At 67.4% G+C, this 23461-nt stretch carries 18 protein-coding genes; 5 read left to right on the forward strand and 13 right to left on the reverse strand.

Annotated features, from left to right (window positions below; genetic code table 11):
- Positions 1–98: 98 nt before the first annotated feature.
- The 3 genes from M2428_RS05795 to M2428_RS05805 form a co-directional block, all read right to left on the reverse strand.
- Positions 99–2912 (reverse strand): aconitate hydratase, encoded by a 2814-nt coding sequence (locus tag M2428_RS05795; RefSeq protein ID WP_277524501.1) that lies wholly within the window; start codon positions 2910–2912, stop codon positions 99–101.
- 224 nt (positions 2913–3136) lie between these two features.
- Entirely contained in the window at positions 3137–4537 is a 1401-nt protein-coding gene (locus M2428_RS05800; protein WP_277524502.1) for a class I SAM-dependent RNA methyltransferase, read from the reverse strand.
- A complete protein-coding gene (locus tag M2428_RS05805; protein ID WP_277524504.1) occupies positions 4534–6510 on the reverse strand; it encodes an APC family permease in 1977 nt (658 codons plus the stop codon). Before M2428_RS05805 ends, M2428_RS05800 begins: the two co-directional genes overlap by 4 nt.
- Before the next feature lie 154 nt (positions 6511–6664).
- Between M2428_RS05805 and M2428_RS05810 the strand changes: the two genes are divergently transcribed.
- Positions 6665–7336, forward strand: a complete 672-nt coding sequence (locus M2428_RS05810; RefSeq protein WP_090581885.1) for a TrkA family potassium uptake protein — start codon at positions 6665–6667, stop codon at positions 7334–7336.
- Entirely contained in the window at positions 7337–8080 is a 744-nt protein-coding gene (locus M2428_RS05815) for a TrkA family potassium uptake protein (RefSeq protein ID WP_277524505.1), read from the forward strand.
- Positions 8081–8161: 81 nt separating this feature from the next.
- Here M2428_RS05815 and M2428_RS05820 read toward each other — a convergent pair whose 3' ends face one another.
- The 4 genes from M2428_RS05820 to dut all read right to left on the reverse strand — a co-directional run bounded on the left by M2428_RS05820 (position 8162) and on the right by dut (position 10947).
- Positions 8162–9004 carry a DUF3159 domain-containing protein gene (locus tag M2428_RS05820; protein ID WP_277524506.1) on the reverse strand — a complete coding sequence of 281 codons (843 nt, stop codon included), beginning with the start codon at positions 9002–9004 and terminating at the stop codon, positions 8162–8164.
- Positions 9001–9417, reverse strand: coding sequence for a hypothetical protein (locus tag M2428_RS05825; RefSeq protein ID WP_277524507.1), 417 nt, complete (start codon positions 9415–9417; stop codon positions 9001–9003). Before M2428_RS05825 ends, M2428_RS05820 begins: the two co-directional genes overlap by 4 nt.
- 28 nt (positions 9418–9445) lie before the next feature.
- Entirely contained in the window at positions 9446–10177 is a 732-nt protein-coding gene (locus M2428_RS05830; RefSeq protein ID WP_277524508.1) for a DUF3710 domain-containing protein, read from the reverse strand.
- 251 nt (positions 10178–10428) lie between these two features.
- Positions 10429–10947 (reverse strand): dUTP diphosphatase, encoded by a 519-nt coding sequence (gene dut / locus M2428_RS05835; RefSeq protein ID WP_223917072.1) that lies wholly within the window; start codon positions 10945–10947, stop codon positions 10429–10431.
- Between the two features lie 165 nt (positions 10948–11112).
- On the opposite strand from dut, the gene M2428_RS05840 reads away from it, so the two are divergent.
- Positions 11113–11598, forward strand: a complete 486-nt coding sequence (locus M2428_RS05840) for a DUF3093 domain-containing protein (RefSeq protein ID WP_277524509.1) — start codon at positions 11113–11115, stop codon at positions 11596–11598.
- A gap of 84 nt (positions 11599–11682) precedes the next feature.
- Here the strand turns inward: M2428_RS05840 and M2428_RS05845 are convergent, their stop codons facing one another.
- A complete protein-coding gene (locus M2428_RS05845; RefSeq protein ID WP_090581900.1) occupies positions 11683–11982 on the reverse strand; it encodes a DUF4193 domain-containing protein in 300 nt (99 codons plus the stop codon).
- A gap of 332 nt (positions 11983–12314) precedes the next feature.
- On the opposite strand from M2428_RS05845, the gene sepH reads away from it, so the two are divergent.
- Positions 12315–13757: a septation protein SepH gene (sepH, locus tag M2428_RS05850; protein ID WP_277524510.1), complete on the forward strand. Its 1443-nt coding sequence runs from the start codon at positions 12315–12317 to the stop codon at positions 13755–13757.
- Between the two features lie 143 nt (positions 13758–13900).
- On the opposite strand, the gene M2428_RS05855 is transcribed toward sepH, so the two are convergent.
- The 3 genes from M2428_RS05855 to M2428_RS05865 form a co-directional block, all read right to left on the reverse strand.
- Positions 13901–15196, reverse strand: coding sequence for a nucleotide pyrophosphatase/phosphodiesterase family protein (locus M2428_RS05855; RefSeq protein ID WP_277524511.1), 1296 nt, complete (start codon positions 15194–15196; stop codon positions 13901–13903).
- A gap of 1 nt (position 15197) precedes the next feature.
- A complete protein-coding gene (locus M2428_RS05860; protein WP_277524512.1) occupies positions 15198–15941 on the reverse strand; it encodes a DUF5998 family protein in 744 nt (247 codons plus the stop codon).
- Positions 15942–16042: 101 nt separating this feature from the next.
- A complete protein-coding gene (locus M2428_RS05865; RefSeq protein ID WP_277524513.1) occupies positions 16043–18754 on the reverse strand; it encodes a GNAT family N-acetyltransferase in 2712 nt (903 codons plus the stop codon).
- Between the two features lie 66 nt (positions 18755–18820).
- Here M2428_RS05865 and M2428_RS05870 point away from each other — a divergent pair, with 66 nt between their 5' ends.
- The gene (locus M2428_RS05870) at positions 18821–21349 is read left to right on the forward strand and encodes a DNA topoisomerase IV subunit A (RefSeq protein WP_277524514.1); all 2529 of its coding nucleotides are present in this window, start codon (positions 18821–18823) and stop codon (positions 21347–21349) included.
- A gap of 210 nt (positions 21350–21559) precedes the next feature.
- On the opposite strand, the gene M2428_RS05875 is transcribed toward M2428_RS05870, so the two are convergent.
- Together M2428_RS05875 and M2428_RS05880 are read right to left on the reverse strand one after the other, a co-directional pair.
- Complete coding sequence (locus tag M2428_RS05875; RefSeq protein ID WP_277524515.1) at positions 21560–21943, reverse strand: VOC family protein; 384 nt, start codon at positions 21941–21943, stop codon at positions 21560–21562.
- Between the two features lie 253 nt (positions 21944–22196).
- Positions 22197–23461: HNH endonuclease signature motif containing protein (locus tag M2428_RS05880; RefSeq protein ID WP_277524516.1), on the reverse strand; the 1265-nt coding region annotated here is incomplete at its 5' end.

Consider the following 23461-nt stretch of genomic DNA (forward strand, 5'->3'; position numbering starts at 1 on the left):
CCCGGAACCTGTTCCGTAACCGGGAACGCGAAGGCCCCGGCCGGTCAGTGACCGGCCGGGGCCTTCGCATGCTTTGCCGGACATTGCCGGCAGCTCCGCTAGTGCGCGGAGATCTGGCGCAGGACGTACTGCAGGATGCCGCCGTTGCGGTAGTAGTCCGCCTCGCCCGGGGTATCGATGCGCAGCACGGCGTCGAAGGACGTGACGGTACCGTCCTCGGCCGTGGCTGTGACCTTGAGGGTCTTCGGCGTGGTGCCGTCGTTCAGGGCGGTGACGCCCTCAACTGCGTAGGTTTCCGTGCCGGTCAGGCCCAGGCTGGCAGCGTTCTGGCCGGCCGGGTACTGCAGCGGCAGGACGCCCATGCCGATCAGGTTGGAGCGGTGGATACGCTCGTAGCTCTCGGCCACAACAGCCTTGACGCCCAGGAGCGCCGTGCCCTTGGCGGCCCAGTCACGGGACGAACCGGAGCCGTACTCCTTGCCTGCCAGGACCACCAGCGGGGTGCCGGCGCTCTGGTAGTTCTGCGCGGCGTCGTAGACGTAGGCCTGCGGGCCGTCAGCCTGGCTGAAGTCGCGGGTGAAGCCGCCCTCTACGCCGTCCAGGAGCTGGTTCTTGATACGGATGTTCGCGAACGTGCCGCGGATCATGACCTCGTGGTTGCCACGTCGTGAGCCGTAGGAGTTGAAGTCCTTGCGCTCCACACCGTTGGCCAGCAGGTACTGGCCGGCGGGGGTGTCCGACTTGAAGGAACCGGCCGGGGAGATGTGGTCCGTGGTGACGGAGTCGCCGAGCTTGAGCAGCACGCGCGCGCCGGTGATGTCCTGGACCGGCTCCGGCTGGGCCTTCATGCCCTCGAAGTACGGGGGCTTACGCACGTACGTGGACTTCTCGTCCCAGGCGAAGGTGTCGCCGGCCGGGGTGTCGAGCGCCTTCCAGCGATCGTCACCCTCAAAGACGCCTTCGTAGCCGCGGGCAAACATTTCCTTGTCGATCGAGGAATCGATGACCTGCTGGACCTCGACCGGGTTCGGCCAGATGTCCTTCAGGAAGACGTCGTTGCCGGACTCGTCCTGGCCCAGGGCGTCGTTGTCGAAGTCGAAGTCCATGGTGCCGGCCAGGGCGTAGGCGATGACCAGCGGCGGGGAGGCCAGGTAGTTCATCTTCACGTCCGGGTTGATCCGGCCTTCGAAGTTGCGGTTACCGGAGAGCACGGCTGTGACGGAGAGATCGTTGGCCTGGATGGCCTCGGAGATCTCGGCGTCGAGCGGACCGGAGTTGCCGATGCAGGTGGCGCAGCCGTAGCCCACGATGTAGAAGCCGAGCTTCTCCAGGTAGGGGGTCAGGCCCGACTTGTTGTAGTAGTCGGTGACCACCTTGGAACCGGGAGCCACGGAGGTCTTGACCCACGGCTTGGACGTCAGGCCCTTGTCGACGGCGTTGCGGGCCAGCAGTGCGGCGGCCAGCATCACGGACGGGTTGGACGTGTTGGTGCAGGAGGTGATCGAGGCGATCGACACTGCGCCGTGGTCCAGCTCGAACTCGCGTCCGTCCGCGGTCTTGACGCTGACCGTGTTGGACGGGCGGCCGTTGGACTTCGGGCCATGGGCGTGCGGGGCCACGTCACTCAGGTGCGACGCTGAGGCGGTGAACGAGGGCGAGTCCGAAGCCGGGAAGCTTTCGTCGATCGCTTCGTCCAGGCTTCCGTCGGCCAGGTCTTCCTTCACGTAGTTGCGCAGGTCCTCGCGGAACTGGGCCTTGGACTCGGTGAGGATGATGCGGTCCTGCGGGCGCTTCGGGCCGGAGATCGACGGAACAACCGTGGACAGGTCCAGCTCGAGGTACTCGGAGAACTTGATCTCGCGGGAGGGATCGTGCCAGAGGCCCTGTTCCTTCGCGTAGGACTCCACGAGGGCGACGTTCTCGTCGGACCGGCCGGTGAGGCGCAGGTAGTCGAGGGTGACGTCGTCGATCGGGAACATCGCGGCAGTGGAGCCGAACTCCGGGCTCATGTTGCCGATCGTTGCACGGTTGGCCAGCGGCACGGCCGCGACGCCTTCACCGTAGAACTCGACGAACTTACCGACCACACCGTGCTTGCGCAGCTGCTCGGTGATGGTCAGGACGACGTCGGTGGCGGTGGCGCCGGCCGGGATGGAGCCGGTGAGCTTGAAGCCCACGACGCGCGGGATCAGCATGGAGACGGGCTGGCCGAGCATGGCAGCCTCGGCCTCGATGCCGCCAACGCCCCAGCCCAGCACGCCCAGGCCGTTGACCATGGTGGTGTGCGAGTCGGTGCCGACGCAGGTGTCCGGGTAGGCCCGGACGATGCCGTCAATTTCGCGGGTCATGACGGTGCGGGCCAAGTACTCAATGTTGACCTGGTGCACGATGCCGGTGCCCGGCGGGACGACCTTGAAGTCATCGAATGCCGTCTGGCCCCAGCGCAGGAACTGGTAACGCTCACCATTGCGCTGGTATTCGATCTCCATGTTGCGCTCCAGTGCGCCGGAGTTGCCGAAAGCGTCAATCTGGACCGAGTGGTCAATGACCATTTCGGCCGGTGCCAGCGGGTTGACCCGCTTCGGGTCGCCGCCGAGCTCCTTGACGGCCTCACGCATGGTGGCGAGGTCAACGACGCAGGGCACGCCGGTGAAGTCCTGCATGATCACACGCGCCGGCGTGAACTGGATCTCGGTGTCGGGCTCGGCGCTGGGATCCCAGCCTGCCAGCGCACGGACGTGGTCGGCCGTGATGTTGGCACCGTCCTCGGTCCTCAACAGGTTTTCAAGCAATACCTTGAGGCTGAACGGAAGGTTCTCTGCACCTTCGACGGAGTTCAACCGGAAAATTTCATATTCGGTTCCGGCTACATTAAGTTTGCCTTTTGAACCGAAACTGTCCACAATGCTCATTCGCAGGACTCCTCTCGCAACAGTTTCATCTTTGTCGCGCCGCAGGACCCTTGCTAGTTAGGGCGGCCTAACTAATACAGGCATCAGTACATCGTGGTACGCAATGCAGGTAAGAAACGCAGGGAACGGCCGTTGAATTAACGCCAAATCATTAACAGCAACGATGATTTAACGGCTGTGGTGATGGAGCGCGACGACGGACTACTACGCCCATCCTAGTGGCATCACGGTTGGGGAGTCAGTAACGCCACAGTCTCCATGTGATGCGTGTGCGGGTACAGGTCGAAGGCGCGCAGCCCGGCCATCCCCCAGCCGCCCTGCCGGAAGTAGCCGAGGTCGCGGGCGAACGACGCCGGATCGCAGGAGACATACGCGACGGCCCGGGGACCGGCGTCGATCAGCTGTTTGACTACCGCCTTGCCGGCTCCGGCGCGCGGCGGGTCCAGGACCAGGGCGTCGAAATTGCGCGGTTTCTGCCGCAGCACCCGTTCCACGCGGCCCTGGACGATCTCCACCTGGGCGGTGTCGTGCAGGTTCTTGCGTGCGTCACGGCTGGTTCCGGGCGCCCCCTCCACCGAGAGCACGGATCCGGTCACGCCCACGGCATCGGCCAGCGGTGCCGTGAACAGCCCGGCACCGGCGTACAGGTCCGCCACCACCGAGCCCGGGGCGAGGAAGCCGCCGTCGTGCAGGAAGCCGGTAACGGCCCCGACGAGCGTCTCCGGGCCATCCCGGTGGATCTGCCAGAAGCCGTCGCCGGTAACCCGGTAGTCGTGGCCCGCCGCAGACTCCTGGACATAGGTGCGGCCGCGCAACTGCAGCACCTCGCCGGTGGCCGGGTCCAGGCTGGCCACCGAGACGTCGTCCGGCAGTTGGGCCAGGATGCCGCTGAGCCGCTTGGACCGGGTTCCCGGCGAGGGCACCAGCAGCACCAGCGGCCGGGAGCCGTTCGCCGGGGCGGCGACCTCAACGCGGTCGATGCCCTGCAGGTCGATTTCCCAGAGCCGGAGCGCGTTGATGCCCGCCACGGCCAGCGGCATTTCGCGTACGGGCAGGATGGCGTCGGAGCGGTGGGCGTGCATGCCGAGCTTGCCGGCCGGCGTCACGGCGAAGCCGGCGCGTGTCCGCCAGCCCAGGCCGGACACGGCGGCGCCATCAGACTCACCGTCAGTTGCGCCTTCAGTTGTTCCGTCGCCGGCCGCCAGGCCGACGGCTTCGACGGTGATCTGCCCTGCGGGCGCAAATTCGACGCCGGCCAGCCGCTTGAGCTGTTCGGCCAGGACGTCGGCCTTGAGGCTGCGCTGGCGGGCCAGCGAAATGTGGCCGAGTTCGGCACCGCCGACGGGTGGATGCCGGTGCGACCAGGAGCGCGCGGAATCGGCGATGTCCCAGAAGTGCGGCACCCGGTCCGGTGAGGGCTCCAGGACCTCCACCACATCGGCGCGCCAGAACTTGGCGTCGGGGCCGTCGTCGGTGAGCCTGACCCGGACCTTCTCGCCGGGAATGCCGTGCCGGACGAACACGACGCGTCCCTCATGCCGGGCCACGCAGTGCCCGCCGTGGGCGACGGGTCCGACGTCGAGGACAAGATCGGTGTGGGTGTGCGTCCGGGTGTCGGGGGTCATTGGATATCCTGCAGTTTCTTGGCTTCTTCGGACGATTTCAGCTGCCACGGCACACTGCACACCATGACCCCAGGCTCGAAGTGCAGCCGGGTCTTGATCCGCAGCGCGGTCTGGTTGTGGACCAGTTGCTCCCACCATTTGCCCACGACGTACTCCGGGATGTAAACCACGATCAGGTCGCGGGGCGAATCCCGGCGCATGTTCTTGATGTAGTCCATGATCGGCGTCACCGTTTCGCGGAACGGGCTGGCAAGCACGGTCAGGGGTACCGGGATTTCGAGTTTTTCCCAGTCCGCGACGGTCGCCTCGGTCTCCTCGGAGCTGATGTCCACGGTGATGGCGTCGAGCCGCGACGGGCGGGAGGCGCGGGCGTAGGCGAGGGCGCGCAGGACCGGTTTGCGCACATGCGAGACGAGCAGCACGGCGTGCACGCGGGTGGGCAGGGCGCGCGGCGAGGAGTCCTCGTCGACGGCGAGTTCCTTGGCCACGTTGTCATAGTGCGCCCGGATGCTCCACATGATCAGGAACAGCACGAACATGGCCAGCAGCGCGATCCAGGCTCCCTGGGTGAACTTGGTGATCAGGACGATGACCAGAACCAGGGCGGTCATGCAGAAGCCCACGGTGTTGATGGTCCGGGACTTGATGATGCGCAGCCGCACGGCAGGTTCCTTGGACAGTTTCAGTTCCCGGCCCCAGTGCCGGATCATGCCCAGCTGGCTCATCGTGAAGGAGATGAAGACGCCCACGATGTAGAGCTGGATGAGCTTTGTGACGTCCGCGTTGAAGGCGATGATCAGGACGAGGGCGCCTGCAGCCAGGGCCAGGACGCCGTTGCTGAAGGCGAGCCGGTCGCCACGGGTGCGCAGCTGGCGCGGCAGGTAGCCGTCCTGGGCCAGGATGGAGCCGAGTACTGGGAAGCCGTTGAACGCCGTGTTGGAGGCGAACACCAGGATGACGCCGGTGGCGGCCACCACAATATAGAACGGGATGGAGCCCGCACCGAAGACGGTCTGCGCGATCTGGCTGATGGCCGGGTTCTGGATGTACCCCTCTGGCAGCGGCTGACCGTTCAGGAGGAACTCCGTTGCCGGATCCAGCACGATGTGCACCTTGGTGGCGTTGGCCAGGTAGATGATGCCGGCGAGCATGGCGGAGGCAATCACGCCGAGCAGCAGCAGCGTGGTGGCGGCGTTCTTGCTCTTGGGTTTCTGGAAGTTGGGCACACCGTTGCTGATGGCCTCGACGCCTGTCAGGGCAGCGGCGCCGGAGGAGAAGGCGCGCAGCAGCAGGAACGCGCCGGCCAGCCCGACGAGGCCTTCGTCGAAGCCCGGCTCCGGTACGATCTCGAACGCTGCCGACGGCGCCTGCCCCAACTGGCCGGTTACAGCCTGGAAGACCCCGACGGCGGTCATGCCGAGGATCGAGGCCATGAAGATGTAGGTCGGGACGGCGAAGACGCTGCCGGCCTCCCTGATGCCGCGCAGGTTCACGAGGGCCAGGATCACGACGCCGATCGTGGCAATCGCGGCCTGCCGTCCGTGCAGCGAGGGCACGGCGGTGGTCAGGTACGTCGCGGCCGACGACATGGACACGGCCACGGTCAGCACATAGTCAACCAGCAGCGCCGAGGCTACCGTGAGGCCTGCGTACTTGCCGAGGTTGACGTTGGCGATCTCGTAGTCGCCGCCGCCGGAGGGGTAGGCATGGACGTTCTGGCGGTAGGAGGCCACAACGGTCAGGAGCACCACCATGACGGCGAGGCCAACCCACGGCGCGATGGCCACCGCGCTCACGCCGGCCAAGGCCAGGGTCAGGAGGATTTCATCCGGCGCATAGGCCACCGAAGACAGGGCGTCCGAGGCGAAAATGGGCAGCGCGATCCGCTTCGGCAAGAGCGTGTGGGCCAGACGGTCGTTCCGGAAGGGCTTGCCTACCAGCACCCGCTTCACGGCATTGAAAATTGTCAGCACCAGACAAAACTAGTCTGATTCGGACGCGATGTCATGACGGCGAAGTTGGCGTCCGCAAGCACGCGGCCCGGCGCCCCGTGGCCGTGGCCTCACGGAGCCGCGTGGCCGGTAGAGTTTTACGCAGTATCAGACGCAGAACCAAGAGGAGGCCCATGTGGCGCACTTCGTGATCATGGGTTGTGGCCGTGTCGGGTCAACCCTGGCACACACGCTCGAGGACGCCGGCCATTCGGTGGCCATCATCGACCAGGATGACCGCGCCTTCCGGCGGCTCCGCACAGGGTTTTCCGGACGGAAGGTCACGGGAGTCGGGTTTGACCGCGAGACGATGAAGCGGGCCGGCGTCGAGGAAGCCTATGCCTTCGCCGCCGTTTCCAGCGGCGACAACTCCAACATCCTCGCCACCCGGGTGGCGCGGGAGACCTTCCACGTTCCTCATGTGGTGGCCAGGATCTACGATCCGGGCCGCGCCGAAATCTACCAGCGTCTCGGCATTCCCACGGTCGCAGCGGTCCGCTGGAGCGCCGACCAGGTGCTGCGCCGCATCCTGCCCGAACAGCACATCGCCGGCGACTACCGGGAGCCCTCGGGCCGGCTGGTCCTCGCCGAGGTTGACCTTAACCCCGACTGGATCGGGCACCCGATCTCCTCGATCGAGAAGGCGGCCGGCATCCGGATCGCGTATCTGACCCGCTTCGGCGAGGGCATGCTGCCCGCTGCCGGCACGTCCTATCAGGACGGCGACACCGTCCACGCCATGCTGAACGTGGACCGCAGCTCCGAGATCGGCCATATTCTCGCCAAATCCCCCGCCAAGGAGTCCTGAGTGAAAGTCGTCATCGTCGGTGCCGGAAGCGTCGGTTCCTCGATCGCCCGCGAGCTGCTGGCCCACAAGCACGAAATCCTGCTGATCGACGAGAAGCCGGAGGTTATCGGCCGCAGCGGGCTACGCGGCGCGCACTGGCTGGTCGGTGATGCCTGCGAGCTGAGCACCCTGCAGGACGCCAAACTCGAGGACGCCGACGTCGTGGTCTCCGCCACCGGTGACGACAAGGTCAACCTGGTGGTCTCGCTGCTGGCCAAGACGGAATTCGGCGTCGGGCGCACCGTTGGCCGGGTTAATAACCCCAAGAACGACTGGATGTTTGACGACTCCTGGGGCGTCGACGTCGCGGTCAACACCCCGCAGCTCATGACCGCGCTGGTGGAGGAGGCGGTGGAGATCGGTGACCTTGTCCGGCTGCTGACGCTCCAGACCGGGGTGTCCTCCCTGGTGGAGTTCACGGTTCCGCACGACTCCCACGTGATCGGCCTGACCGTGGGCGATGTCAAGTGGCCCGAGGACTCCACCCTCGTGGCGATCCTGCGGGACCAGGCGCCCATCACGCCGAGCCGCGACGACGTCATCGATGGCGGCGACGAACTGTTCTTTGTCACCACGATCGCGGCCGAAGACGAACTCCGCGCCCTGCTGGCACCCGAATCCTCGCTCGAGGACCAGCACCCGGTAACCTCGGACCAGCACGGCCACGGCACCCAGCCGGCCGGGGACGACGGCTTCGACGGCTAGAGCCGTCCGCTCCCAACAGTTGCTCTATCAGATATGGCCGTTTTCAGAGCTGGGAACGGCCATATCTGATAGGGCAACAGGTCAGTTGGGCTCTTTGGCGCCGGCGGGCACCGGGGCCGGCCGGGTGAGCAGCCAGGCAATCCAGATGCCCAGGATGTAGAGCGGGGCGCCCATAAGGAGCCTTGTGGTGGCGAGGGCGGCAAGGCCCTGCTCCCCCATGAAGTACAGCGGCACCTGCACCACGAGCCGCAGGACCAGCACGACAACTATCACCCAGGTGCCGATGCTGTAGGCCTTGACCCGCTTCGGGTCTTTGCGCCATTCCAGGCCCTCGTTGCGGATGAAGCCGAAGAGCAATCCGGCGATCGGCCAGCGCACAGCCACGGAGATGGACATGGCCAGGATGTAGCCGATGTTGGTGAAGAAGCCCAGCACGTAGAAGTTCTCTGCCTTGCCGGTGGAGGTGGCAAGCCATGCGGAGAGTCCGACGCCGATGAACCCCGCCAGCGCCTGCGTCAGCGGTTTGCGCTGGAGAAGCCGTGCCATGGTGAAGACGGCAGCCACCGTCAGGGAAGCGATGACAGCCAGGGTCAGGTTTTCCCTGTCGATGGTGAAGGCAATCAGGAAGACGAGGCCCGGCAGGATGCTCTCGGCAATGCCCTGGATGCCGCCGGCGCTCTTGAGCACGTCGATGTTGCCGTTGCTCGACCGGTGCAGTCCGGCCTTGGCCGCATAGTCCTCGGCAAGCTGGGCGACGCTGGGCTGCGCGGCGGTGGGCTGCGAAGGCTGCGAAGCACCAGATGGGGACACGTCCCCGTAACCGCCGGTGGTTTCCTCCGGCTCCTGCTGGCCTGTGTTCTGTTCTGTCCGGTCCTGTTGTGGCCGGTCCGGGCGTGCCCGCTCGGGGTGTTCGGGCAAGGTCATTGCTCCTCCTGGCGGGAGAGTATTTCGTAGCGGGGATTGAAGATCGTGGGCAGCCCGTCGCGCATGGTGACCATGCCCTCGAGCCTGAGCTCTGTTCCGGCGTCGACGCCGGGGATCCGGCGCCGGCCCAGCCATACGACGCGCAGCCGCTCCTTGGGGCCGGCGGGCCGCTGGCGCTGTGCGCCCGGACGTACCCGGTGGGTGGAGACCCCGTTCGCGGGCACGCTGCTGCTGGCTGCTGCGGCTCCGGCCTTGGCACCAAGACCAGGGAAGCGGCTGACGGGAGCAGGGGTATCGTGATCGATCAGGATCGCGATGAAGGATGCCACCTGGGTCGCGGGCACGTACGTGACGGACTCGATGAAGCCGTGACACAACACCCGCCCGCGGTCCGGCAGGTCCCGGACCGACATAGCGGCGGCGGCCTTCCTGCCGGCGGCATCAGCCAATCTGGGTTATCTCCGGTCCGCGTTCGGGCTGTTCGAATTCGGGGGCCGCCTGCGGCGACGGGGCGGGCGTGGTGTCCTTGGGCAGGCGCAGCTGCAGCAGATCACGCGGCGGCATGGGGTTCTCGCCGCGGACCACGACGATCTGCCGGAAAAGCCCTTCCAGCCCAGCCGCGGCGTCGCGGTCCAGTGCCGCCTCGCCGCCGAAGACGCCGCGGAGGAACCAGCGCGGGCCGTCGATGCCGATGAAGCGGGCCACGCGGTACCCCTGGCTGCCGTCCCCACCGCCGGCGGGGAGCTTCGCCACGAGCTCGGTGCCGAAGCTGCCTTCGACCTCCTCGACCTGGCCGCCCTGGCTGCCGACCGACTGGCCGATCTGCTCACGGATTTCATCCCACAGGCCCTCGGAACGGGGTGCGGCGAAGGCCTGCAGCTGCAGGCTCGAGCCCTCCAGGTCCATGGTGACGGCGACGACGCGCTGGCTCGCCTCTTCAACTTCCAGGCGGAGCTGGAGTCCCTCACGGGGTGCGATCAGCAGCGCACCGAGGTCCACGTACCCGTCCTGGTCGTCGATTTCCGAGACGTCGAAGGGACCAGTGGCGGCCCGGCCGGAGCTTTTGGCTGCGTTCCCGGCCGGCGTCGCGGCGGCGTCAATGGCAGCTTCCGTGGCCTCGCCCGGCTCCGTCGGCTGCTCCTGCTTGGCTTTCTTGCCGCGCCCAAAAACCATGGGGTGTCTCCTTCAGTTGTGATCCTGTGCCGCCGCCCGGCGCCATCCTGGCGCCTGTCCGCGGGGCCGCCCGCTACCCTGCGGCCGCCTGCTCATTTTTCCCTGCACCGCTGATGTTGCGTCAGCGCCTGTGTTGCTTCCGTGCCCGTGTTGCTTCAGTGCCTAAGTCGCTTCAGTGCCAGTGTTGCTTCAGTGCCCGTGCGGCGCTTCAAAATCCGGAATGGCTCCCGTGGCCAGGCCGGGGCCTGCGCTCAGGCCGGTCCGCCGAAACCGCCGGTAGAGCCGAAGCCGCCCCCGCCGCGAACAGAGCCGTCGAGCTCCTCGACCGGGAGGAACCTCGCGTACTCCACACGCTGAATGACCATTTGTGCAATTCTATCGCCGCGACGGAGCTCGATCGCCTCGTCCCGGTCCGTATTGAGCAGTGTCACCGCGATTTCTCCGCGGTAGCCGGCGTCCACCGTGCCGGGAGCGTTCACAACCGTCAATCCGTGCTTGGTGGCGAGGCCGGACCGGGGGTGGATCAACGCTACGAAGCCATCCGGGAGCGCAATCGATACGCCTGTGGGAACGAGGCGGCGCTCCCCCGGCGCGAGGACGACGTCCTCGCGGGCGCGTAGGTCGGCGCCGGCGTCGCCCGGGTGCGCGTACGACGGCGGCTCGAGCCCGTCGTCGAGCATTTTCAGCTGTACCGTCAAGGTGGGCGTTCCGTAGGCTGCGTCGCTGGCCGTCAATGCGGCACTGGCGACGGCGGTGTTTTCTTCAGTCACAGTCCCTCACTCTAACGCCCGCACGGAACTTCGTCCTAGCCGCCGCTGGCCTGCCCGCGCCCGCCGCCCACGCGATTGCAGTGGGCTCTGATGCGGGATGGTGGGACGTTGGCACCGGACTGGAGCCGAGGTGAAATAGCCAGGGAAAGATGAAAAGCTGTGCTTATGCCCGAATCCAGCGCAGCTGCGCCTGCCCCGAAGAGCGCCCCGAGCGACTCCACTGTCCTCTACGCCGAGAAGCTCTGGCCGAACTTCTGGATCTGGCTGGTGTCGGCATTGTTCTCCAGCGCAGGGATCCTCATGCTGGCGCCCATCAGCATCTGGGCCGGCATTACCGCGGCGATCGTGATCTTCGTCGTCATCTCCGTACTGCTGGTGCTGTCCACGCCGTCAATCACTGTCACCAGGACCACCCTGAAAGTGGGCAGGGCCTCGATTGAACGCGGGTTCCTGGGCAAGGTCACGGCGTTCCGCGGCAAGGAAGCGACGGCGGAACGGGGCACGCGGCTCAATGGACTGGCGTTCCTGTGTATCCGCGGCTGGGTGGATCCGGTGGTTCGGATCGAGATCGAGGACCCCTCGGATCGCACCCCGTATTGGCTCACGTCCACCCGACACCCGGAGCAACTGATCGCCGCGCTCAGCTCCTAGTTCCTGACCGCCGGGCTCCCGGTTCCAGCCGGTTTCCTCGCCGCCTCCAAACCGCCGGGTTTCCCAATCAAGGCTGCCGCCTGCCTAGCCCTCGCAATCCTTGCAGTACTTAAGGCCGTCTTTTTCGCGGGCAATCTGCGAACGGTGGCGGACGAGGAAGCAGGAGGCACATGTGAATTCGTCTGCCTGGGCGGGCATGACCCGGACCAGCAGTTCCTCCCCGGACAGGTCAGCGCCGGGGAGTTCGTAGCCTTCGGCAAGGTCGGACTCATCTTCATCCACCACGGCGGAAGGCTTCTCCGTACGCCGCGCCTTCAGAGCCTCAATCGAATCCTCACTGAGGTCCTCTTCGGTCTTGCGCGGCGCATCGTAATCAGTCGCCATTATTTGTCGCTCACACTCCGCATTCGTTCGGTTGATTCGCCGTTCCAGGAGGCCCGCCGGGCTGGTAACCCTGGGCTCCGGGAGCGGTTCACCGTTGACAACACCGGACTTGCGGTTTTTGTGCCCGGTGTCGGGTCATTTTTGCTTAAGCGGCTCCCGAATGCCAGAGCCCGCCGGTCTCCTCTCCACGACCTCTTCCGCAGACCGACAAAATTCGGCGGAAAGTCGCGGAAAGTCGCGGAAAATCACGGCGCGCCTGCCGTCCTAACCCGAAATGCGTCCCGCTGGTGGCAGAGTTTCGATTGTTAGTAATGCCAGGGTGGAGGATTTGTATGCAGGATCTACGGCTTGTAGGTGTCCACGACGACGGAGAGCATCTCCTGTTGAGTGGCACCGGCGGCGAGATGTTCCAGCTGCCGATCGATGAAGCACTGAGGGTGGCAGCCAGCCGGATGTCGGCGAAGACCGCGTCCAGCGCGGTCCCGCCCCCTATTGCCATGTCTCCGCGCGACATCCAGACCAGGATTCGCAACGGAGCCACCGCCGCCGAGGTGGCGGAGCTGTCCGGAATTCCGCTGGAGAAGGTCCAGCGCTATGAGGGCCCGGTCCTGGCCGAACGCGAGTACATCGCCCAGCAGGCCCGCAAGGTGGAGGTGGCCTCCCCCGCCCCGGGCCACGACGTCTACCGGTCCGTGTTCGGTGAAAACCCGGCGTCCCTCAGCGACATGGTGGAGCACCGCCTCAGGGCTTACGGCGTTGAACCCTCAACACTGGAGTGGGATTCCTGGCGACGTCCCGACGGCAGCTGGAACGTGGTGGCCCGCTTCGAGCCCAAGCCCGGCGGGCCGGCCGGGATCGGCGAGGAGCCGCCGGCCATGTGGACCTTCCATCCCGCCCGGAAGTCCCTGCAGAACGCCAACCGCTGGGCCCAGCAGCTGAGCGAACTTGAGCCGCTTGAAGGCCCCGTGCCGACGCGGCGCCTTACGGCCGTCTCCGACCGGCCCTTCGACTTTGAAACTGACGCTGAGGCCGCGGCCCGCACGGCGACCGGCCAGCACAGCATTATTCACCAGATGCTGCTTCAGCAGGACCGGATCCACCAGGAACAGGACGCCGACGGGCTGCTGGACATGCTGCGGTCCCGCCGCGGACAGCGGATCGGGGTGGACGAGGACGCGGACGACGCCTTGGCCACGCTCCTGACCACCGGTGTCCCCGCGGCCCACCCCCGTCCGGCAGAGGTGCCCGAGGTTCCACATGCGTCGGAACCAGAGTCCTTCTCCGAAGCCGCTGCGGCCGACGATCCCGACTCTGACGAAGCCCACCCCGCCGAATCCGGCCTTGCCAAATCCGACCCCGCCACATCAGATGCAGGGCAGCGGGAGGTTCCGGCCCTCGAGGCCGCAGCCCCGGAAACCGATGCCTTCACGCGACGCCGCGATGGCAGGCCGTCAATGCTTTCCCGGCTGACGCTCGCACCGCGCCTCCCGGAGGAAGACGATGCCCTGAAACTGCACGACGGCGTGAGTACCGAGACCCGGGAAGTCACCATCGCGGCCTCGCAACTGCGCCCGGCGGCCAAATCCCCCACCGCCAGCCCGGGCCTGGATGAATTGATCGGCGGCGGATCGTCCCGGCGACAGCACCGCGAGTCACACGGTGCCAGCCGGAACGACGCTGGCGCCGAGCAGCCGGAGCGCCAGCCCACCAAGCCGAAGCGGTCGAGCGTACCGAGCTGGGACGAAATCGTCTTCGGAACCCGCAACGACCAGTAAGAGCAATAGTAGGGGCGCCAGTACGCACACCCGGGAACGGCGGAGAACAGCCGGGAAAGCGTCCATCCAACCGCGAACCGTTCCAGGGGTTTGAGGCGCCAGTTTCGGCCCGAATTTACGTCATGAATTTCGGGCCCGGTACGTCAGCCGCGGGGCGCTTTCTTGCCATCAGCCTGGAAGTAGAGCAGCGGGACTTCCCGCTCGGCTTTCGTCAGGGACCCGTGTTGGCCCACCACCTCCAAGGCAGTGGGCCGGACCCTGCGCGTATCGTAAAGCGCCAGCGAGTCCCGGGCCGCAATCATGACGTCACCGATCCGCAAGGCGGCCTCGGGCCGCACATCACCGAACAGCCCGCCCGCGATCGCTTCCTCACGGGTGAAAGCCCATATTCTGTCCCCGAAACGGGACCGCCAGTTTGCCAGCAGGCGTGCGCGGGCGGTGTCGTCCCTTCCATCTTCGAGGTACAAATGGACCATCCGCGGCTCGCCGGCGGTGTGCCGGACGCCGGCGAGGAGTGCCGGCTCCGCGGAGTAGTCGATCCGCTGCGACTCGGGCACATCCACCATTCCGTGGTCCGCCGTCAGCAGCACAGTGGTGCCGGCGGGCAGCGTGGCGCTGAGCCGCCGCACCGTGGCATCGAGTTCCTCGAGCTGGTACTCCCACTGGGGTGACTGGCAGCCGTGGCGGTGCCCGGCCTTGTCGAGCTCATTGACGTAGAAGTACATCAGCGAGGGCCCGGCGCCGGCCATGGCCTCGGCGGCCGCTTCGGTCCGGGCGTGCGAGGTGATTCCGGTGATGAAACGGCCTCCGCGGAGCGCGGCCTCGGTCATGGCCGACGTGCTGAACTGAGGGAGGCTGACGGTGGTGACATCGACGTGCTCCGCGGCTCTTTCGAACACGGTGGGGAACGGTTGCCATGTCCGCGGGTCCACGCCGGCGTCCCAGTTGCTCAGCATGTTCACTACCCGGTCCTGATCCGGGTCCAGGACGTCGTAGCCCACCATGCCGTGCTGGCCCGCCGAAAGTCCGGTGCCAAAGCTGGCGAGGGAAGCCGCCGTGGTGGACGGGAACGCCGAGTCCAGCGAGACGGGCACCTGGCCCTGCCCGGCCTGCAGGACCGTTCGCAGGAACGGGGTGTGGGCGATCTTCTGCTTCAACAGATTCCGGCCCAGTCCGTCGGCCAGCACCACGCACACGCGTTTGGCGGGCGGAAGATTCAGTTTGTTCTCGAATCCGGGGACGCCCAGGCTTGCAGCGGCGCTGGTCATTACCTCGGCGATGGACCGGTGTCCGAACGCCGGGGCGGCCGGGAGGGGGGACGGGCCGGCGCCGGAGGCCAGCGGGACAGGCAAGGCGACCCCGGTGGCGGCCGGGGAGGGCCTTAGCGCCGGATCTGGCAGCTGATCTTGGGCGGGTTCAGACTGACGGACGCGAGCCATGTCAGCGTTGGTGGCCGCGGCTGAGGCGGTTTCCAAACACACCCATCCGCGGTCGGGGCGGCAGGCCGGGCCCGTTGTGCGGGACCGGGGCCGCGGAGCCGGTGTTCACGGCACGCAAGGCGCGGGCGAACAGCTTGGCGTCCTGCACGGCCTGCAGGCCGTCCGCTTCGGCGCTGATCCGCAGGACGATGTCTTCCTGCGCGATGGTGCCGCTGTAGCCATGATCGGCCTCGCACTGCGGGTCCCCGCAGCTGGCCGGGCCCATGTCGAGGCGCTGGCCGCCGGACCACGCGATGGACAGCGTCAGCTCCCGGACAGGGTCGGAGGGCTTGTAGTCCTGCGGCTGGGCATAGACATAGCTCAGGACCACCGAGCGGATCTGGGTCACGGGGACGGACTCGGTGGACACCTGGGCGACGGTCTGCTCACCGGCGTCGTCGAGCTGCTGGTCATCGACATGGGTGATGACCAGCATGTCATCGGTCAACACCAGGACAGTGATGTGGCGGCGGACCTCGGCGCGATCAAAGTGGGTCTCGAGATGGACCAGGTGGGCCACGCAGTCGCGGCCGTCCAGGGCATCGGCGACGACGTCAGCCACGAGCCGGGGGTAGAAACCGGCCTGCTGGAGGGACCCTTCCAGGCTCTGGCCCTGCGCACTGTGGTCATGGAGGCCGTGGTGGTGCGCGGTCTGGCGTGCGGGGGCGGTCGCCAGGGGCTTGGGTGTTGGAGGCTGGGAGCTCATAGTCTCCATTTTCACAGATCGGCAGGGGACTTGCTAACTGCCGGCCCCGGACGCCGACGCCGGCTGGGACGGCCGGCAGGGCCGCACCGGCAAGCAGGGGCCTAGCTGCGCATCGCCCGGCGCGCACTGTCCGTCCGCTGGGCGGCGTTCGCGATCCTGACGTCGGCGGCAAGGATCGAGGCGCCGTCGGGCCCGGCGAGGACGGGGTTGAAGTGCACCAGCGCGATCTCCGGATGGTTGTCCTTCAGCCTGGTGAGGCGGGCGGCGAGGTCCTCCAGGGCCGTGACGTCTACGGCGGGCAGGCCCTGATACCCGAAGAGTTTCCGCGACGCCCGGGGCGCCCGGATGAAGTCCTGGACGTCGGAGCCGGAGAGCGGCGGCACGCGGTGGGCCCAGTCATCGAGCAGGTTCACGGCGTCGCCGGCCAGGCCGAAGGAGATCACGGGCCCCAGCAGCGGATCTTCAATGGCACGGAATGTGCAGGCCTGCCCCACGGGCACCATTGTCTGCACTTCGAGGGACGGGGAGCCGTAACGTTCCAGCGACTTGCGCATCTGCAGCACGTTGCGCCGCAGCGAATCAGCGTCCTGGATGTCCAGCCGCACACCTCCCAGGTCCAGCCGGTGCCGCAGCGCGGGATCCGTGGTCTTCAGAGCCACAGGCCAGCCGAGCTGCTCGGCCGCTGCCACGGCCTCCTCCGTCGTCTCGAACCCGACGGACGGAACCAGCCGGATGCCGTAGTGGCCCAGCAGCTGCGCGGCCGTGTCCTGGTCCAGCCGGACGAGCTGCTCGCCGCCCACATTGCCCAGCAGCAGCTCCAGGTCCGCCCGGGCAGCCGCCGGGCGGCAACCTTCGGGTTCCACAAACAGGCCCTGATCCCGGTCCAGCCACTGGGCGTAGCGCACGACGGCGGCCAGGGCCGCCACCGCCGCCCCCGGGTTGGAGTAGCACGGAACAGGTGGAGCAAGCAGGGGCTGGTGTGGCTGCTCCGGTTCCGCTCCGACCATGCCTTCCACGTAAATGGAGGGGTCAAGGATTCCGCTAAAGGCGGCAACCACCGGTTTGCCGGCCGCCGCGGAACATTCGGCCAGGACGCCGGCGATCTTTTCGACAGTGAGACCGCGCGCCGGAAGCAGAGCCACAACCGCCGCATGCACAGTGTCCGGGGTGAGGGTTTCCTGCAGGCTCCGCCGCAGGGCTGGCAGCGCCCGGGACATGCCGGCTTCGAGATCGACGTCGGCAACAATCCGCTCCACCCCGAGCCCCTGGCGGGCGGCACTGTCCGCGACCACCTTGCCCAGGGCGCGCGAGTTGCTGAAAACGGCGATCCCGGCGCCCTTGGGCAGCGGCTGGCTCGACACGATCTGGGCGACGTCCATGAGCTCTTCGATAGTCTCGACCCGGATCACGCCGGCCTGGCGCATCATGGCGTCCAGCGCCTCCGGGGGCGCCAGGGTGGTACGGACGGCGTGCCCGGGCGGCAGGTTCAGGCCCATGGCGTCGGACTTGGCCACAATCACGGGCTTGGTCCGGGCCAGGCGGCGGGCCAGCCGGGAGAACTTGCGCGGATTGCCGATCGATTCCAGGTACAGGCCCACCGCAGTGGTGTCGGCGTCGTCCTCCCAGTACTGCATCATGTCGTTGCCGGAGACGTCCGCCCGGTTGCCCGCGGAGAGGAAGGTCGAGATGCCCACCCGGCGACGACTGGAGGCGGCATAGAGGGAGACGCCGATCGCGGCAGACTGGCTGAACAGCCCCAGGCCGCCGCGGCGGGCCAAGGCGGGCGCCATCGAGGCGTTGAGGGACACGGCCGGGTTGGTGTTGACGATGCCCAGCGACGCCGGGCCGATCACGCGCATCCCGTTGGCGCGGGCCTGCCGCACCAGCTCGCGCTGGCGGGCCAGACCGCGTTCGCCGTCGTCCGCGTACCCGGCGGTGGCCACCACGATCCCCTTGACGCCAGCGGCGGCGCATTCCTCGACCACCTTAGGTACTTCGTCGTACGGGACCGCGATGATGGCGAGGGTGACCGGGCCGGGGACCTCGGAGAGCCGGGCGAAGGAGAGCATGCCGGCGAGTTCCAGGGCCTCCGGGTTGATTGCATAGACCGGGCCGCTGAACCCGCCTTCTATGACGTGCTCGAGGAGCTGGTAGCCCACGGTGCCCCATTTGCGGCTGGCGCCAATCACGGCCACGGAGGACGGGGCGAGCAGTTCCTGGATGCTGCGGGCCTCGGCGCGGTGCTCCCGGGATTCCATCACGGCGCGGGACTTGTCGGTGGGGTCGATGTTGAACTCAAGGCTGATCACGCCGTCGTCGAAGTGCCGTTTGACGTCGTAGCCGGCATCGGAGAAGACCATGAGCATCTTGCGGTTCTCCGGAAGCACTTCAGCGCTGAATTTGCGGATCCCGTTTTCACGGGCGGCGGCGGCGAGGTGTTCGAGCAGGATCGAGCCGATGCCGCGGCCCTGGTGGGCGTCGGCGATGTTGAAAGCGACTTCGGCCTCCGCAGGGTCGTCGAGCCGGTCATAGCGGCCGATGCCCAGGATTTCGCCGCCGATCGTGATCACAAGGGCCACCCGGTCCTTAAAGTCCACCTCGGTGAAGCGCTTGAGTTCCTTGCTGGAAAGCTTGGATTTGAAGGCGAAGAAGCGCATGTAGATGGACTTCTGGGACTGGCCCACGTGGAAGGCCTGAACGGCATCTGCATCGGAGGGGTGGATGGGGCGCACATGCGCTGTGCCGCCGTCGCGCAGGACAACATCGGCTTCCCAATATTCCGGATATACGCCGTCCGCCGGCTGATCCACCATAGGCTTAGCCTAGTCATAAACTTACGCAGTACCCGTTCAGCACCCTCAGAAGGATCCACCAGCCTTATGGCACGCCGCCAAACCACGCCCCCGGCCGGGGAAGCCAGTCAGGATTTCACCGAGAACATCGTTGATATCGATGTCACGTCCGAGATGGAAGGCTCATTCCTCGAGTATGCCTATTCGGTGATCTACTCGCGGGCGCTCCCTGACGCCCGCGACGGGTTGAAGCCCGTCCAGCGGCGAATTCTCTACATGATGTCGGACATGGGGTTGCGCCCGGACCGCGGCCACGTCAAGAGCGCCCGCGTGGTGGGCGAGGTCATGGGCAAGCTGCATCCGCACGGCGACGCCGCGATCTACGACGCCATGGTGCGCATGGCCCAGGACTTCTCCCTGCGGCTGCCGCTGATCGACGGGCACGGCAACTTCGGCTCGCTCGACGACGGCCCCGCGGCCCCCCGCTACACCGAGGCCCGGCTGGCGGCCGCGGCCTTGACCCTCACGGACCACCTCGACGAGGACGTCGTCGATTTCGTTCCCAACTACGACAACCAGCTGACCCAGCCGGAGGTGCTGCCGGCCGCGTTCCCCAACCTGCTGGTCAACGGCGCCACGGGCATCGCCGTCGGCATGGCCACCAACATGGCCCCGCACAACCTCGTGGAAGTCATCGCCGCCGCCCGGCACCTGATCGACAACCCGGACGCCACGCTTGAGGACGTCATGAGGTTCGTCCCCGGCCCGGACCTGCCCACCGGCGGCCGGATCGTGGGCCTGGACGGCATCCGCGACGCCTACGCCACCGGCCGCGGCTCCTTCAAGACCCGAGCGAAGGTGGACATCGAGCAGCTCTCGGCCCGCCGCACCGGCCTGGTGGTCACGGAACTGCCGTACATGGTGGGGCCGGAGAAGGTGATCGAGAAAATCAAGGACGCCGTCAACGGCAAGAAGCTCACCGGCATCAGCGACGTCGTGGACCTCACGGACCGCAAGCACGGCCTGCGCCTGGTCATTGAGCTTAAGAACGGCTTCAATCCCACCGCCGTGCTCCAGCAGCTCTACCGCTACACCCCGATGGAAGACTCCTTCGGCATCAACAACGTCACCCTCGTCGACGGCCAGCCGCAGACCCTCGGGCTGCTCCAGCTGCTCTCGGTCTACGTGGACCACCGGATCAATGTCGTCCGGCGCCGCACTGGCTTCCGGCTGGGCAAGAAGAAAGACCGCCTGCACCTGGTCGAGGGCCTGCTGGTCGCGATCGTGGACATCGACGAGGTCATCCAGATCATCCGGTCCTCCGACGAGGTTGCCGCGGCCCGGTCCCGGCTGATGTCCATTTACGATCTCACCGAGATCCAGGCCAACTACATCCTGGAACTGCGGCTGCGGCAGCTGACCAAGTATTCCCGGGTCGAGCTGGAGAAGGAGCAGGAGGAGCTCCGGCGGGAGATCGCCGAGCTGGAGGCTGTCCTGGGCTCCCCCGCGCTGCTCCGTGCCCTGGTGTCGGACGAACTGGGTGAGATCGCGGAGAAATATGGCACGCCGCGCCGGACCGTGCTGCTGGAATCGGAGGCCGTCTCCCCCACCGTGGCAGCCGCAGTGGGCGCAGCCAACGGCGCCAAGGGCAAGGCCGCACCGCTTGCCCTTGAGATCGCGGACGATCCTTGCTGGGCCATCCTCACCGTGTCCGGGCAGATCGCCCGCACCGCCAACCAGGACAGCCTGGCCGAGGCCGGTCCGCGGACCCGGCATGACGTCTTCTCCTCGGTGGTCAAGACCACCGCCCGCGGCGAGATCGCAGCCGTGACCTCGCAGGGCCGCATGCTGCGCTTGCAGGTCATGGACATGCCCGTGCTGCCCCCGACTTCAGGCACGCCGAATATGGCCGGCGGCGTCGCAGCCAAGGATTTCATCACGCTCCTGAAGGGCGAGTCGCTGGTGGCCTTCGCGCCGCTGGACCAGGTCCTCGCAATCGGAACCGCCCAGGGCGTGGTCAAGCGGGTGCAGCCGGACTATCCGCTGAACCGCGAGGACTGGGAAGTGATCGCACTCAAGGACAAGGACACCGTGGTTGGCGTTGCACCGGCCGGGTCCGACGACGACGACCTCGTCTTCATCACGCGCCAGGCCCAGCTGCTGCGCTTCAGTGCCTCCGCCGTCCGCCCGCAGGGCCGGACCGCGGGCGGCATGGCCGGGATCAAGCTGGCCGCCGGGGACAGGGTGATGTTCTTCGGGACCGCCAGCCCCGCTGACGACGCCGCCGTCGTCGTGACCATCGCGGGGACGGACGGCGCCCTGCCGGGCACGGCCCCGGGGGCCGCGAAGGTCACCGCGCTGGCCGAATACCCGGTCAAGGGCCGGGCCACTGCCGGGGTGCGGGCCCACCGCTTCCTCAAGGGCGAGGACACACTGCTCCTCGGCTGGGCCGGCCACGGTCCGGCCAAGGCTTCCTCACTTGCCGGCGTGGCGCGCTCACTCCCCGGCGAGCATGGCCGCCGCGACGGCTCCGGAATCCCGCTGTCCCAGGCGATCGACGCGATTGGACCCAGCATGGCGTGGTCAGAGGAACCGGACGCCGGCACCGACCAGTAACCTCAGGGATGCACGAAGCCCGGCCCTGGGCGCGCACATAGCCCGGCCGGGCCGCGCTTCCGCGATCCGACCGGGCTTGTGTTTGATCCTTGCGTTTGGGCTTTGTTGCCGGGCTCCGTGTCCGGGCTGCATGCCCAGACTCCGTGTCTGGGCTTGTGTCCGGCAACTCGATTCCCGGCAGGATCTTGCCTGCAGTCCGCCGACTGGCACCTAGGCCATGTGGTTCAGGCTCAGGATGTTCCCCTCAGTGTCCAGAAACCACGCGGCCGTGCTTCCGTCGGGGGTGCTGGCGATGCCGTCCTCGGTTTTCAGTCCGGGGAAGTCGTACTCCTCGAAGGCGACTCCTTTGGCCCGTAGCTCCGCGACGGCAGCCGGCAGGTCGTCGACCGACCAGCCGATCTGCGTATTCTTGGCGGTGCCGGCGTTAGGCGTCTCGTATAGCAGGAACCCGGTTCCGCCGCCGCACTTGTACTGCAGGTTATCTTGGGCATCCGGGTTTTCGGGTTCGAGCCCGAGCTTATCGCGGTAGAAATTCCTTGCACGGGTGATGTCTGCTGCCGGTAGCACTGCGCCGACTTGCTTGTCCTTGAGCATGGCTATTCTCTTTCCAGGCCCGCCCCCCGGAAGGAATAATACTCCTCCACGTGCCCCACGTACCTGAGAAACTGAAAGCGCGTTCCCCGCGGCCGCCAACGGCGTGGCCGGTACGACAGTCCGGGTGACGTGGGCCGCTGACTGCGGTGCCGCGAGCCCTGTCCGAGCTTGAGTGGTCACGGCCCAGGCTGCCGTCGTGGAGCCGTCGTGGAGCCATCGTGGGGTGCCGCGGTCGACGCCGCAGGGCACCCTGTCACGCGGCAGCCGCTGGATCTGCTGGCCGGAAGTAGTGGTTGCGCCGGGGCTGCCGGCGGGGGTCGAGGTGGGGCGGCGGGATGAACCAGGGAATCCCGGTGCGGAGCAGGATGGTCCAGTGTTCCTTGTGGATCACGTGATGGTGATGGGAACAGAGCAGGACCCCGTTCTCGGTTCCGGTGCTCCCGCCGCGGGACCAGTAATCGATGTGGTGGGCCTCGCACCAGGGCGCGGGGATGGTGCAGCCGGGAAAGGCGCAGCCCCGGTCCCGGGCCGTGAGGGCCTTGCGGATGTGCGGCGGAAAAACCCGGGAGGCCCGGCCGATGTCCAGGACCCGGCCCTCGCCGCCGAGCAGGACCGGGATGATGTCCGCGTCGCAGGCGATCTTCCGGATGGTGGAGGCGGTGACGGGCCCGGTGAACAGCAGCGACCCGGTGCCCACCGGGCCCGGCGACTGGCGGAAGCCTGCGGGGACGGCCTCCGGCGCGGCGCCGGCGCTGTCCTGGAGCCGGGTGAGCAGGTCGCGGTAGTCGATGGTGGCCATGACCTGCGGACGCAGCCCGCCGGCGGCCGGCAGGGTTCCGGCGGCGAGGGCGAGTTTGCATGCACCGACCAGGCCGTCGAGCAGCTTCTGCGGGCGGGAGCGGAGGTCCAGCACCGGCAGCGCGGGGTCCTCCGCCGCGGCGGCCCAACCGCCGGGGACGGGCCGGTCCTCCAGGGCGGGGACGGCAGCCGGCGCGGCCGCGCCCACCGGATCGGTGTCGGCAGCCGACGCGCCCGCGCCCACCGGATCCGTGCCGGCAGCACAGGAAACGCAGGCCACGACCCGGGCGGCGGCCGCACTGACGGAACCCTCACCAGAGGCGGTGCCTACAGCCCACCTGTCTCCGGCGACCGAACCCACACCGGAGGCTGCGCCTGCAGCCCAACCAGCGCCGGTGATGCCGGCGGCAGTGTCTGCGGTCCACCCAACACCGAAAGCAGTGTCTGCGGCCCAACCATCGCCGGCGGCTGCGCCTGCAGCCCACCCAACACCGGACGCTGTGTCTGCGGCCCAGCCATCGCCGGCGGCAGTGGCTGCGGCGCCAGGACCCTCGCCGGTGTCCGCGACTAAGGAGGGTCCGCCGTTGCCGGTGCGGGGGTTGGTGGCGGTGTTCATGACGGTGATGAGGTGTTCGAACTGTTCGGTGGTCGCGTAGATCTCGAGGTGGTGCAGGCCGTGGCGCCGGCGGCGGATGAAGGCACCCTGGAGCTGGCGGAGCA

Source organism: Arthrobacter sp. ES3-54 (assembly GCF_029504395.1).
GTDB lineage: Bacteria > Actinomycetota > Actinomycetes > Actinomycetales > Micrococcaceae > Arthrobacter.

Coding starts and splice junctions, on each gene's coding strand:
- M2428_RS05820 (WP_277524506.1), bottom strand. CDS start 9,004: ATGACCTTGCCCGAACACCCCGAGCGGGCACGCCCGGACCGGCCACAA.
- sepH (WP_277524510.1), top strand. CDS start 12,315: ATGCAGGATCTACGGCTTGTAGGTGTCCACGACGACGGAGAGCATCTC.
- M2428_RS05870 (WP_277524514.1), top strand. CDS start 18,821: ATGGCACGCCGCCAAACCACGCCCCCGGCCGGGGAAGCCAGTCAGGAT.
- M2428_RS05855 (WP_277524511.1), bottom strand. CDS start 15,196: ATGGCTCGCGTCCGTCAGTCTGAACCCGCCCAAGATCAGCTGCCAGAT.
- M2428_RS05825 (WP_277524507.1), bottom strand. CDS start 9,417: ATGTCGGTCCGGGACCTGCCGGACCGCGGGCGGGTGTTGTGTCACGGC.
- M2428_RS05830 (WP_277524508.1), bottom strand. CDS start 10,177: ATGGTTTTTGGGCGCGGCAAGAAAGCCAAGCAGGAGCAGCCGACGGAG.
- M2428_RS05800 (WP_277524502.1), bottom strand. CDS start 4,537: ATGACCCCCGACACCCGGACGCACACCCACACCGATCTTGTCCTCGAC.
- M2428_RS05845 (WP_090581900.1), bottom strand. CDS start 11,982: ATGGCGACTGATTACGATGCGCCGCGCAAGACCGAAGAGGACCTCAGT.
- M2428_RS05795 (WP_277524501.1), bottom strand. CDS start 2,912: ATGAGCATTGTGGACAGTTTCGGTTCAAAAGGCAAACTTAATGTAGCC.
- M2428_RS05865 (WP_277524513.1), bottom strand. CDS start 18,754: ATGGTGGATCAGCCGGCGGACGGCGTATATCCGGAATATTGGGAAGCC.
- M2428_RS05860 (WP_277524512.1), bottom strand. CDS start 15,941: ATGAGCTCCCAGCCTCCAACACCCAAGCCCCTGGCGACCGCCCCCGCA.
- M2428_RS05840 (WP_277524509.1), top strand. CDS start 11,113: ATGCCCGAATCCAGCGCAGCTGCGCCTGCCCCGAAGAGCGCCCCGAGC.
- M2428_RS05875 (WP_277524515.1), bottom strand. CDS start 21,943: ATGCTCAAGGACAAGCAAGTCGGCGCAGTGCTACCGGCAGCAGACATC.